This window comes from Peterkaempfera bronchialis (genome assembly GCF_003258605.2).
Taxonomy (GTDB): domain Bacteria; phylum Actinomycetota; class Actinomycetes; order Streptomycetales; family Streptomycetaceae; genus Peterkaempfera; species Peterkaempfera bronchialis.
This window is the reverse complement of record NZ_CP031264.1, coordinates 3,095,313-3,108,384: the sequence shown is the minus strand read 5'-3', so window position 1 is coordinate 3,108,384 and position 13,072 is coordinate 3,095,313. Positions and strand designations below refer to the sequence as shown.

General features: G+C 75.1%; 8 protein-coding genes and 1 tRNA gene. 5 read left to right on the top strand and 4 right to left on the bottom strand.

Annotated features, from left to right (window positions below):
• Positions 1 to 14: 14 nt before the first annotated feature.
• From C7M71_RS32610 to C7M71_RS13730, 4 genes are all read right to left on the bottom strand, one after another.
• Positions 15 to 1,250 carry a PrsW family intramembrane metalloprotease gene (locus C7M71_RS32610; RefSeq protein WP_265737655.1) on the bottom strand — a complete coding sequence of 412 codons (1,236 nt, stop codon included), beginning with the start codon at positions 1,248 to 1,250 and terminating at the stop codon, positions 15 to 17.
• A gap of 120 nt (positions 1,251 to 1,370) precedes the next feature.
• Positions 1,371 to 2,132: a tRNA (guanosine(46)-N7)-methyltransferase TrmB gene (gene trmB / locus C7M71_RS13740; protein WP_111494378.1), complete on the bottom strand. Its 762-nt coding sequence runs from the start codon at positions 2,130 to 2,132 to the stop codon at positions 1,371 to 1,373.
• 27 nt (positions 2,133 to 2,159) lie between these two features.
• Positions 2,160 to 3,404 (bottom strand): L-2-hydroxyglutarate oxidase, encoded by a 1,245-nt coding sequence (lhgO, locus tag C7M71_RS13735; RefSeq protein ID WP_229759119.1) that lies wholly within the window; start codon positions 3,402 to 3,404, stop codon positions 2,160 to 2,162.
• Positions 3,405 to 3,471: 67 nt separating this feature from the next.
• A complete protein-coding gene (locus C7M71_RS13730) occupies positions 3,472 to 4,956 on the bottom strand; it encodes an MFS transporter (protein WP_111494382.1) in 1,485 nt (494 codons plus the stop codon).
• Between the two features lie 549 nt (positions 4,957 to 5,505).
• Here C7M71_RS13730 and C7M71_RS13725 point away from each other — a divergent pair.
• The 5 genes from C7M71_RS13725 (at position 5,506) to C7M71_RS32605 (ending at position 13,023) form a co-directional block, all read left to right on the top strand.
• Positions 5,506 to 7,707: an asparagine synthase-related protein gene (locus tag C7M71_RS13725; protein ID WP_114914360.1), complete on the top strand. Its 2,202-nt coding sequence runs from the start codon at positions 5,506 to 5,508 to the stop codon at positions 7,705 to 7,707.
• Between the two features lie 456 nt (positions 7,708 to 8,163).
• On the top strand, positions 8,164 to 8,700 hold the full coding sequence (locus C7M71_RS13720; RefSeq protein WP_111495441.1) for a universal stress protein: 537 nt from the start codon (positions 8,164 to 8,166) through the stop codon (positions 8,698 to 8,700).
• A gap of 97 nt (positions 8,701 to 8,797) precedes the next feature.
• Positions 8,798 to 8,870 (top strand) — tRNA-Gly (locus C7M71_RS13715).
• A 142-nt stretch (positions 8,871 to 9,012) separates the two neighbouring features.
• On the top strand, positions 9,013 to 9,720 hold the full coding sequence (locus tag C7M71_RS13710; RefSeq protein ID WP_111495443.1) for a DsbA family oxidoreductase: 708 nt from the start codon (positions 9,013 to 9,015) through the stop codon (positions 9,718 to 9,720).
• Positions 9,721 to 9,741: 21 nt separating this feature from the next.
• A complete protein-coding gene (locus C7M71_RS32605) occupies positions 9,742 to 13,023 on the top strand; it encodes a BTAD domain-containing putative transcriptional regulator (RefSeq protein WP_407675896.1) in 3,282 nt (1,093 codons plus the stop codon).
• Positions 13,024 to 13,072: the final 49 nt, after the last annotated feature.

Here is a 13,072-nt window from a genome sequence, read left to right as displayed (position 1 = left end):
CCCGCCCCGCCCCCTCAGCTGCGGCCGTACGAGCACGGCGCGGCCGCCGCCACCTCCGCCAGCACCACCGCCGCGACCGGACGGCGCTCCCACAGCCGGTGCAGCAACTCCCGCTCCCGCACCGTGAACTCCGCGACCGGCGTCGAACCCCGCTCCGCCCGCCGCCGCAGCAGCGCCAGCGCGGTGGCCAGCGCGATGTACTCGGCCACCGCCCGGCCGCCCGCCGGCCCGTACAGCGCCCGCGCCCGCCGCCGCGCCCGCCCCCGCAGCCGCATCGCCGACAGCGCCGCCGGCTCGGCCGGGCCCAGCCAGCCCGCCCAGACGTACACCGGAAGCTGACGCCCGACCACCTTCAGCTCATCGCTGCGCGACCACACCGACAGTCCGATCAGCCCGCCGAACGCCGGCACCATGAAGACCCCGTACACCAGCAGGAAACCGCCGGTGCCCAGCGACGCCGCAGCGTTCCATGTGCCGTGCAGCACCACCGCCGCCAGCCAGCCGCCCACCGGCGCCGCCACCCGCAGCAGCCGCCCCCGGCCGACCGCAGCCACGCCGAACCCGATCCCGATCAGGGCGGTGAACAGCGGATGCGCGAACGGCGACATCACCCCGCGCAGGACGAAGGTGTACACGGTGCCGCCCATGCCGTTCCCCACCGCCTGGTCCTCGGTGTAGGAGCGGCCCAGATAGAGCACGTTCTCGGTGAAGGCGAAGCCGCAGGCGACAAAACCGGCCAGCACGATGCCGTCGATCACCGAACCGACGTACCGCCGCCGCACCAGGAAGAGCAGCAGCACCGCCGCGCCCTTGCAGCTCTCCTCCACCAGCGGCGCGACCACCGCGGAGCCGATGGTCTCCCCCCGAGGGCTCTGATGCGAGGCCAGCAGCCCGGCCGTCCAGCTGTTGGCCCAGATGGCGACCAGCGTCGCCGCGCACGCCCCCCAGCCGAAGCAGAACAGCAGGCTGCGCAGCGGCGCCGGCTCCACCCGGTCCAGCCACGCCAGCGACCCCAGCACCAGCGGCACCGGCAGCACCGCCAGACCCAGCCCCACCAGGAAGCCGGGCCGACCGGTCTGCCGCTCCACCATCGCCAGGATCAGCACCCCGCACAGCGCCAGGAAGGCCGCCGGTGCCACCAGCCGCACACCCCGGCCCACCGTCGGCATCCGCCGCCGGAACCACGGCACGGAGTCCTGCGGCCGGGCGTGCGCGGAACACCACGGGCCGACCGGCTGCGGGCTGCTCACGCCACGACCTTAGGGGAAGCACCGCACCCGGGGGAGGGCTTACGCACACCCTGAGTGGCGCCCACCGCACCTAACGTGACACCTGCCGTGACACCTGCCGTGGCACCGCGAACGGGCCCGTCAGCGCCGCCGGAAGAGCAGATCGTGCACCCGGTGCCCCTTGGCCAGGCCCTGCCGCTCGAACTTGGTCACCGGCCGCCACGCGGGCCTCGGCGCATAGCCGGGCACGCTGCCGTCCTCCAGCACCGTGCCGTCGCCCTCGGGGTGCAGGTTCACCAGTTCCGGTGAGGCGGACAGCACCTCCAGCATCTGCTCCGCGTACGGCTCCCAGTCGGTCGCGCAGTGCACGGTGGCGCCCGGCGCCAGCCGGGAGACGGCCAGCGCGACGAACTCCGGCTGGATCAGCCGCCGCTTGTGGTGCTTGCTCTTCGGCCAGGGATCGGGGAAGTACACCCGCAGCCCGGCCAGCGACCCCGGCGCCAGCATGTCCCGCAGCAGCAGCACCGCGTCACCCGCCGCCGGCCGCACATTCTCCAGGCTGTCCTGCTCGACCCGGGCGAGCAGATTGCCGTGGCCGGGGGTGTGCACATCCACCGCCAGGATGCCGGTGCCCGGGTCGGCGGCAGCCATCGCCGCCGTGGTCTCGCCCATCCCGAAGCCGATCTCCAGCACTACCGGCAGCGCACCGCCGAACAGCTCCGCCAGATCCAGCGGCGTCCCGTCGATCGGCGTCCCGTACCGAGGCCACAGCCGCTCCAGCGCGCTTCCCTGGGCCGAGGTCAGCCGACCGCGCCGAGGGTGGAACGAACGGATCCGCCGCTCCCGGTGCTGCTCGGGCGTGGCGGCGTGCGGGTACGGGCGGGAATCGGTGGAGGCAGTCACAGTGCACCCATCCTACGGGGACCGCCCCTACCCCCGGCCCGCGTCCAGCGCCGCCAGCGCCCGCCGTGCCACCTCCCGGCCGATCGGCAGCGAAGCGGTCGCCGCCGGGGACGGCGCGTTCAGCACATGCACCAGCCGGGACGGCGCCGCAGCCCTCGCCTCCGGGTCGAAACCCGCGAACGCGAAGTCGTCCAGCAGCGACCCGTCCCGCGCCACCGCCTGCGCCCGCACCCCCGCCGCGGCCGGCACCAGATCCCCCGCCGACACCTCCGGCAGCAGCCGCCGTACGGCCGCCGTGAACGCCCGCTTGGACAGCGAGCGGTGCAACTCGCCCACCTCGTACCGCCAGTGCCGCCGCGCGACCCGCCAGGTCCCCGGGTACGCGACCGTGTCCGCCACATCCCGCAGCCGCACCGTCCGCCAGTCATAGCCCTCCCGGGCCAGCGCCGGCACCGCATTGGGCCCCACATGCACCTCCCCGTGCACGCCCCGCGTCAGATGCACCCCCAGGAACGGGAACGCCGGGTCCGGCACCGGATACACCAGCCCCCGCACCAGCCCCTGCCGCTCCGGCGCCAAGGTGTAGTACTCACCCCGGAACGGCACGATCCGCACCCCCGGATCGTCCCCGGCCAGCCGCGCCACCCGGTCGCTCTGCAGCCCGGCGCAGTTCACCAGCACCCCGGCCCGCAGCTCGCCCCGGCGCGTCCCCACCGTCACCCCGTCCGCCCGGTGCGCCACCGACCGCGCCTCGGTCGCCGGCCGCAGCTCGGCCCCCGCCTCCTCCGCGAGCTTGGCGAGGGTACGCGCCACCGCCGGGAAGTCGCAGATCCCCGTCGACCCCACATGCAGCCCCGCCACCCCCGCCACATGTGGCTCGAAATCGCCGATCTGCGCCGCCCCCAGCTCCCGCACCGGGATGCCGTTCTCCCGGCCCCGCTGCGCCAGCGCATGCAACCGGGGCAGCTCCTCCCGGTCCACCGCCACGATCAGCTTCCCGGTCACCTCGTACGCGATCCCGTGCTCCCGGCAGAACTCCACCATCTCCGCCGCACCGCCCACCGCGAACCGGGCCTTGAACGACCCCGGCCGGTAGTACACCCCGCTGTGGATCACCCCGCTGTTGCGCCCCGTCTGGTGCGAGGCCAGGAAGTCCTCCTTCTCCAGCACCCCCACCGCCAGCCCCGGCCGCCCCCGCACCAGCGCATACGCCGTCGCCAGCCCGACGATCCCGCCGCCGACCACCAGCACGTCGTAGTCGTACGCCACCAGGCCCTCTTCCCTTCCGCAGCGACCCGCCCCCGCGATCGTGCCACGCACCACGGACACCGCGCAGGGGCTACGCCGGAGCCGCCAACACCAGCTTGGCCCGCTCCTCCAGCTCCCGCACCGCCCGCTCCCCCCGGAACGGCTCCAGCCGCCGCAGCATCTCCAGCACATACTCCCGGGTGCGCTGCGACGAGATCCGCCCCGCCACCTCCACCGCCCGGGCCCCCGCCTCCACCGCCGCGTCCAGCTCCCCGGCCTGCGCCTCCGCCATCGCGGACACCACCAGCCGCAGCCCATGCGACCGGACGAACCCCTCCGTCGGCCGGGCCAGCGCCTCCCGCGTGAACTGCCGCACCTTGGCCGGCACCCCCAGGTCCCGGAAGCACTCCGCCGCATCCGCCGCCAGCCGGTCGTACGAGTAGAAGTCCACCCACGCCGGATCCGCGTCACCGCCCCGGGACCGCTCCAACCACGACTCCGCCGCCGCCAACGCCGCCGAACACGGCCCCGCATGCCCCGCCCGGGCATGCGCGCGCGCCTCCACCAGGTGGAAGAAGCTCATCGTCCGCGCCGTCGCCAACCCCCGGTTCCGCTCCAGCGCCGCCTGCGCCAGGTCCACCCCCTCGTCGGCGAACCCCCGATATGTCGCCTGCAACGACATCGACGCCAGCACATACCCGCCCAGCGGCACATCCGCAGCCGCCCGCGCCAGCCGCAGCGCCTGGATGTAGTACCGCTGCGCCGCCTCGTGCTGCCCGGTGTCGAACGCCATCCACCCCGCCAACCGGGTCAGCTCCGCCGTCGCCCCGAACAGCGCCCGCCCCACGTCATCGCTGTACGACGCCAGCAGCAGCGGCGCCGCCTCCACCCGCAGGCAGTCCGGCACCATCGACGAACGCCAGTCCCCGCCGCCGTACTTGGAGTCCCACCGCCGCGCCTCCTGCGCCGCCTCCCGCAGCTTCGCCGCATCCGCGTGCCCCACCCGGTACGACGACAGCTCCGCCGGCGAGGCCGCCGCCGTCAGGATGCTGCTGCCATGCCCCGCCCCGGCCGCCGGCGACGCCGCGATCACCGCCGCGTCCCGCGCCACCGACGCGTCGGCGGGCGTTATCAGCCACCGCGACACCGGTGTGGCGTACGCGGCCACCGAGAACGTCCCCGCCAGGCTGTCGCTCCACCGGCCACCCCCGGGACCCCGGCGGTTCTCCAGATCCACCTTCCACAGGTCGGTGGCGGTCCGCACCGCCTCCGGCACCTCCCGGGGAAACGCCAGCCCCACCTCCGGCGCCGGGTCGGTGTCCCCCAGCCCGATCTCCTCCAACGGCACCGGCCGGCCCAGCTTCCCGCCGATCGCACTGGCGATCAGATGCGGCACCGGACCCTGCGGCACCATGCCCTTGGTGACCCACCGGGCCACCGACGTCTTGTCGTACCGCAGCGTCAGGCCGCGCTGCGCACCGAGGTCGTTGACGCGCCGCGCCAACCCGGCGTTGCTGATCCCGGCGAGGGACAGCAGCGTGCCGAGCTTCTCGTTCGGTCCCCGCGGGCTGATGATTGTCAACCCTGCCACCCCCTCGGGCACTGGCGTTCCGACAGCCTTGGCACACCCAGAGTAGTTCGGTGCATCCCGACGGTTAAGAGCCCGCATTCCGGATGGCGAGATTGCGCGCTTTTCCGGCCGCTTGCCGGTTGTAAGAGCAGTGCGCGTGCTCCGGTTCCGTGTAGACGTGCGCCGCCCTGTGCGACCTGTCCAGACCATTGGGGCGAGGGTTCTCTGGAGGGCGTGGGTCGGCCCATCGTCCGAGGACCCGGTGGGCCGGGGGACACCGCCGCCTCATTCCCCGCGGGCGGCGGATCGGCTCGGGAGGGCGTGCCGACGCCCTCCCGGGCTGTGTGCTTCCCCGAGCGCCCCGCTGCGAACCACCGGTCCGGGCCGAGGAGGGGGAGGCCCGGGCCGGTCTCGTACCCCGCCACCTGACCCCATCCATGACGCACCGTCACCACTCCTCCGCCACCCGGACGCACATCACACGCGTCAACACCGCAGCCCTCGCGCGCCACAGGTGGCACGATTGTGCCCGACGGGGAATCCCCTGGAGGCGCGATGCGGTGGTTGGCGGGCTGGGCCGGAAGCGTGCCGGGAACCGGTACTCCGGCGCATGAGCCCGGCTCCGACCCGCTCCGCACCGTACGCCCCATCGCCGCCCGCCTCCTCTGGCCCGGCCCCGACCCGCTCTGGGCAGTGGGCGACTGGCGTCCCGACGAGATCCGGCTGGTCACCCTGCGGCCCGGCGCCACCGCCGAGACCGCCACCGGCTTCCCCGACATCCCCCAGGACCCCGACCAGCCGCCCGCCGTCCCGCCCTCCCGCCGCACCTCGCCCACCGCCCGGCTGGCCGTCGTCGGCCGCTGCGGCGCCTCCGACGCCGAACTCCGCTCCGGCCTCGCCGCAGCCCGGGGCGGCGCCCTGCGCCACCTCACCGCCTGGCCCGGCAGCTACACCGCCGCCCTCCAACTCGGCACCCGCACGGTGCTGCTCACCGACCTCGCCGGGACGCTGCCCGTCTTCCACACCCCCTGGTGCGGCGGCACCGCCTACGCGACCGCCGCACTGCCGCTCGCCGACCTGGTCGGCACCGGCCTGGACGCCGCCCACCTCGCCGCCCGACTGGCCTGCCCGGAAGCCCCCGAGGCCGTCGGCACCACCACCCCGTACCTGCACGTCCACCGGGTGCCACCGGCCCACTCGCTCTCCATCCGCTCCGGCCGCGCCCAGACCGCCTCGTACGACGCCCCCGCACCCAGCGCCGGCGGACCCGCCCAACTGGCCGAGGCACCGGCGGTCCGCGAACTCACCCGCTCCCTCCTCGAAGCCGTACGCTGCCGGGTCCGCACCCCCGCCTCGGCACCCCCCGGCGGAGCCCCGCCGAGGCCCCGGATCGGCGCCGACCTCTCCGGCGGCACCGCCTCCACCACCCTCGCCCTGCTCGCCGCCGCCACCCCCGCCGCCCACCAGACCGGCGCCACCGCCCCCCGGCCCGACATCCCACGCCCCGCCGAGGCGACCCCCCGCAGCGGCGCCGTCAAAGGATCGTGGGCCCGCCCGCAGGCCACCGCCCCCGCGCCCGCCGGACTCACCGCCATCACCTTCGCCGAAGCCCCCACCGCCCCCCTGGAACGCGCCCGCACCCTCGCCGGCGCCGTACCCCGCCTCCACCACACCGTCGTCCCCGCCACCACCCACGCGCTCCCCTACGCCGACCTCGCCGACGACCCCTTCACCGGCCCCCTCACCGACGAACCCGGCCCCGCCCTGATCGAAGCCTCCGCCGTACGCGCCCGGCTGGCCGCAGGCGGCGCCGACCACCTCACCGGCTACGGCGCCCGCCAGGCCCTCGACGGACACCCCGCCCGCCTCGCCGACCTGGTCCGCGACCACCGCCGCCGCGACCTGCTCCGCCCCGTCGCCGCCCTCGCCCGCGCCGACACCGCCACCGAAGGCCCCCTCACCGGCGCCCTCGCCACCCCCGTCTCCGTCTTCCGCGCCGCCCGCCGCCTCGCCCGCGCCCCCTACGCCGAAGCCCTGGAGGACGCAGCGGTCCGCCTGATCGCCCGCCGCGGACCCGCCGCCGCCACCAGCCCCGGCCACGCCTCCACCACCGCCCTCACCTGGTGCGTCCCCGGCCCGGCCGCCCGCTGGCTCTCCGACGCCGCACTCTCCGGCATCGCCGTACGCCTCCGGCTCGCCGCCCGCCGCCCCGCACCCTCCGAACGCCCCGGCGAACGCCGCGCCCGCCTCGCCCTCCACCGCCACGCCGCCGACTACCGCACCCTCGTCCAGGCGACCGAGCAGCACGGCCAGCGCCTGCACGCCCCCTTCCTCGACAACCAGGTGATCCGAGCCTGCCGACTGGTCCCGGACGGCCTGCGCGTCCAGCCCGGCGCCCGCCACACCCTGCTGCGCGCCGTCCTCGCCGGCGCCGGCATCGCCGACCTCCCCGCCGACTGGGGCGCCGCCCCCCACACCGACCGCGCCGCCACCGTCCGCACCGGCCTGCGCCACGCCGCCGACGGCCTCACCGAACTCTTCCGCGCCCCCCTTCTGGCCGAACTCGGCCTGATCGACCTCCTCGCCGTCCAGAAAGACCTCGCCCACGCCGCCGCCGGCACCGCCCCCGTCCCCCTCGACGGCCTCGCCGACCTGGTCTCCACCGAACTCTGGCTCCGCCGCTACACCGCCCGCCAAGCCGGCTCCTGCTGGACCGGCATGCCCATCGCCGCCCGGCGCGCCCTCCACCCCGCCTGACCCCAGCCCTCCCACCGACCGGAGGATGCCGGCCGGTCCGGAGTGGAACACCCGGCCCCGAAAGCCCCACCGACCCAACTCTCCCCCCACGGGCGGAGGATGCCGGCCGAGTAGGGGCCCGAGAGCCTGACCGACCCACTCACATCAACCATGCACGGACAGACCTTCCCCCCACGGGCGGAGGGTGGCGGACGGGTAGGGGTGGGGGGTCCCGGACTCCCTCCTTGCCCGCCTTCGGCGAGGAGGGGCCCATGGAGGATGCAGCCGGTTCCCCCGGAGCGAGGAACGAGCGCAGGGGGACACCGGCGAGCACCGGACGCCCGGGACCCCCCACCCCGGACCGGCCGACACCCGCACCAGCCCAACAACCCCCACCACAAACCCCGCACCACGACCCGCAAAGAACCACGCCCCGCGCTATAAGGGAGGCACGGACCACCCCCCAAAGGACGTGCCATGCCCCACCCGTCCCACCTCCCCGCCCACCCCGACCCAGCCGACCTCCCCGTCTCGGACCAGCCCCCCGACTCGCCGCCCACCCCCGGCATCCTCGCCGCAGTGGACGGCTCCAACGGCTCCCTGTGGGCCCTGGACCGCGCCATGACGGAAGCCGAACTCTTCGACCTCCCCCTCTACGTCCTCTCCGTGGTCAACCCGTCCCCCGGCGGCTACACCCTGGGCATGGCCGCGATCGTCCAGGAGAGCGTCGACCGACTGCTGGAGTCCATGCGCGACGGCCTGCGCCGAGGAGTCGTCGCCGTCCAGAACGCCCGCAGCCGCCCCTACACCGGCCCCGCCTCGCTCCATGTCGTCCTCGGCAACGTCATCGAGACCGTGCTGGCCTCCAGCACCCACCACCACACCCTGGTCATGGGCACCCGGGGCAACGGAGGCTTCGCCCGCCTCCTCCTCGGCTCGGTCAGCACCGCCGCCGTACACCACTCCGCCTGCCCGGTCCTGATCGTCCCGGCCCCTCCCGCCAACCACGACTGACCTGGCAACTCGGCTCCGTGGAGCGGAGTTTGATCTAGCGCCGGAATCCGCTAGAGTTCATGACGTCGCCAGGAGAAAGGTTCCTCCCGGTGGACACGCGGATGTAGCTCAGTTGGTAGAGCGAAACCCCTCCAGGGTTTAGGTCGTAGGTTCGAGCCCTGCCGTCCGCTCCGCTCAGAAGAGGGCCCCGAGGCCAAAACCCCGGGGCCCTCTCCGCATTCCCCCCACCACCTCCCCCGGCCACGGGAATGCCCCTGCCCCCGTACGCGTTGACCGCCTCGTACGAAGCCGCAATCCGAGGACGGACGCCCCATGAAGGTCGAGATCTACTCCGACATCGCCTGCCCCTGGTGCTACGTCGGCAAGCGCCGCTTCGAGCGCGCCCTCGCCGCCTACCCCGGCGCCGACACCGTCGAGGTGGCCTACCGGCCGTACCAGCTCGCCCCGGAGGCGTCCCCGGAGGCCGAGCCCCTGGAGCCGGTGCTGCGCCGCAAGTTCGGCGACCGGGTCAGCGAGATGCACGCCCACCTCGCCGAGGTCGGAAGCCGCGAGGGCATCGCCTTCGACTTCGCGAACGCCAAGTCCGTCAACACCCTCCTCGCCCACCGCCTGCTCCACCTGGCCGAGACCGAGTACGGCACCACCGCCCAGGCCACCCTGAAGAACGCCCTGCTCCACGCGTACTTCGTCGAGGGCGGCAACGTCGGCGACCGCGACCAGCTCACCGAACTCGCCGTCGCAGCCGGCCTGGACCGCGACCGGGTGACCGCCTACCTGGCCTCCGACGAGGGCACCGCCGAGGTGCAGGCCAGGATCTCCGAGGCCCAGCTGATGGGCATCACGGCCGTACCGACCTTCGTCTTCGAGGGCAAGTGGGCCGTCCAGGGCGCCCAGGAGGCATCCACCTTCCTCCAGGTCCTGGAGCAGGTCGCCGCCGAGACGGCAACGCCCTCCCCCAACACCCCCACCCCCAACACCCCCACCGCCGACGACTGCGCAGACGGGTCCTGCGCCATCTGACCACCCGCGCGTGCCGCCACAATGGAGCACGTGACGGTGCGGTACGCGATCCTCGGCGACACCCAGGCCCGCAGGGCCGACGGCAGCCCCGCCCATCTCGGCGGGGCTCGTCTGCGTGCCCTGCTCACCGCACTCGCCCTGCGCCCCGGCCGGGCCGTTCCCGCCGACCTGCTGATCGACGCCGTCTGGGACGGAGACCCACCGCAGGACGCCACCGGCGCACTCCAGGCCCTGATCGGCCGACTGCGGCGGGCCCTCGGCCATGAGGCCGTCGAGTCGGCGCCCGGCGGCTACCGCCTCTCCGCCTCTCCCGACGAGACCGACCTCGGCCGCTTCGAACGGCTCGCCACCGAGGGCGCCCGGCTCCTGCCGACCGACCCGGCTGCCGCCGCCCGGACCCTGCGCGCGGCCCTCGCCCTGTGGCACGGCCCGGCCCTCGCGGACCTCCCCGACCGGGCCGCGCCGGCGGCCCGCGCCGACGCCCTGCGCCTGACCGCGCTGGAACGCCGCCTCGACGCCGACCTCGCCCTCGGCAGCGCCTCCGACGTCCTGCCCGAACTGGAGGAGCTCACCGCCGAGCACCCCCTCCACGAACCCTTCCGCGCCCGCCTCATCCGTGCCTTGCACGAGGCCGGCCGCTCCGCCGACGCCCTCGCCGCGTACGAGCAGACCCGCCGCACCCTCGCCGACCGCCTCGGCACCGACCCCGGCCCAGAACTCCGCGCCCTCCACACCCGCCTGCTCCAGCAACCCCCCGCCCCACCCGCACCCGCCTCACCCCCACCCACCCCACCAACCAACCTCCCCACCCGCCTCACCAGCTTCGTCGGCCGCACCACCGACCTCGCCGACCTCCGCACCCGCCTCGCCACCACCCGCCTGGTCACCCTCACCGGACCCGGCGGCTCCGGCAAGACCAGCCTCGCCATCCAGGCCGCCCGCGCCGCCCAGGGCCCCGCCCACCCGGACGGCGTCTGGATCGCCGAACTCGCCCCGCTCGACGCGCCGGAAGCCGTACCCGACGCCCTACTCACCGCCCTCGGCCTGCGCCGCACCCTCCTCACCGGCGCCGCCCCGGCCGCCACCGAGGACCCCCTGCACCGGCTGCTCGACCACTGCGCCGACCGCCGCCTGCTGCTGGTCCTGGACAACTGCGAGCACCTGATCACCGCCGCCGCCCGCACCGCCGAAACCCTGCTCGCGGCCTGCCCGGGCATCACCGTGCTCGCCACCAGCCGCGAACCCCTCGGCATCCCCGGCGAGACCGTACGCCCGCTCGCCCCCCTCCCCGGGGCCGACGCCCTACGCCTCTTCCACGACCGCGCCCCCGCCCCCACGCCCACCGCCCCCACCCCCACCGACGACACCCGCGCCACCGACGACACCCGCGCCGCCGCCGAGATCTGCCACCGCCTCGACGGACTGCCGCTCGCCATCGAACTGGCCGCCGCCCGGCTGCGCATCCTCACCGCCCGCCAGATCGCCGACCGCCTGGACGACCGGTTCCGCCTGCTCACCACCGGCAGCCGCACCGCCCTGCCCCGCCAGCAGACCCTCCGCGCGGTGGTCGACTGGAGCTGGGACCTCCTCACCCCCGGCGAGCGCCGCCTGCTGCGCGCCCTCTCCGTCTTCGCCGGCGGCTGCACCCTGGAGGACGCCGAGAGCGTCTGCGCCTCCGCCGACGGAGACGTCCTCGACCTCCTCGGCTCCCTCGTGGACAAGTCCCTGCTCACCGCCGACCGCACCGACCCCCGCACCGTCCGCTACCGGATGCTGGAGACCATCCACGCCTACGCCCGCGAGCGTCTCGCCGACGCCGAACCCGGCGAGCAGCAGGCCCTCCGCCGCCGGCACCGCGACCACTTCACCGACCTCGCCCGCACCGCCGACGCCCGCCTCCGCACCGCCGACCAACTCCACTGGCTGGACCGGTTGGAGGCCGAGCACGACAACATCCGCGCCGCCCTGCGCCGCAGCATCGACGCCCGCGAGGAGGGCCCCGCCCTGGCCCTGGTCAACGCCATGGGCTGGTTCTGGATGGTGCGCAACTACCGCGCCGAGGCCCGCAACTGGATCCACGAAGCACTCGCCCTCTCTGCCCCTCACCCACCCACCACGCCTCACCCACCCACCACGCCTCACCCACCCACCACGCCTCACCCACCCACCACCCCCACCGACGCCCTCGACACCCCCCGCCTCACCGCCAAGGCCCTGCTGCTCTTCCTCTGCGCCGATCTGACCCCCACCCCCGAGCACCGCGCCCTCGCCACCGAAATCCTGCGCCGCTTCGTCCCCGGCAGCCGCGAGGCCAGCACCTACCCCGGCATGGTCTGGCCGCTCGCCACCGTCTTCCTCGACGGCCGTATCCACGCCCGGGGGATCATCGAGGACATCGGCCGGACCGTCGAGGGCGCCCGCCGCCACGGTTCGGACTGGGACCTGGCCACCGTGCTGGCGATGCGCGGACGCTTCCTCTTCGACAGCCGGGACGGCATCGAAGCAGCCGCCGCCGACACCGCCGAAGCCGCCGCGCTCTACGCCCGCATCGGCGACCGCTGGGGACTCGCCGAGTGCGCCGGAGCCCAGGCCGAGATCGCCACCGCGTACGGCGACTATGCCGCCGCCGCCCGTGGCATCGCCCGCGCCATCGACTACGCCCGCGAGGTCGGCGCCCACCAGGACGTGCCCTTCGTCCTCACCCGCCTCGCCGAGAACACCGCGTACGCCGGCGACGACGAGACCGCCGAGCGCATCGCCCGCGAAGCCCTCGCCGAGTCCGAGCGGTTCGGCGCGCACGACAGCGTCACCTACGCGCGCGTCCTGATCGCCGACATCTGCCTGCGTACCGGCCGGCTGGCCGAAGCGCAGGAGAAGATCGCCGCGGCCATGGCCGAGATCAACCGGGGCGCCCCGCCGCCGATGTTCCGCCTCGCTCTGGAGAACCTCGCCGCCCGCGTCGCCCTTGCCGAGGGCCACCCCGACACGGCCCTCGCCCACCACCGCACCGCGCTCCGGGTCGGCCTCGACGGCAACTGCGACAGCCGCCTGCTGGCCGCCGTCCTCGACACCGCCGCCGTGACCCTGGCCGCCGCCGGCCACCCCGCCCGTGCCGCCCGCGCCCTCGGTGCCGCCGACACCCTGCGCGGCTCCTTCCCCCGCACCCGGCCCGGCCATCAACTGGCGGTCGCCGCCGAGGCCGCCGCCCGCTCCGCCCTCCCCGCCGACCAGTACGCCGCCGCCCACACCGAGGGCACCACCCTGCACCCCGCCGACCTGGAACCCCTCCTCACCCCCAACTGACCCACCACCGACACCGACACCCCTCCCCACCACCGACACCCCTCTCAGC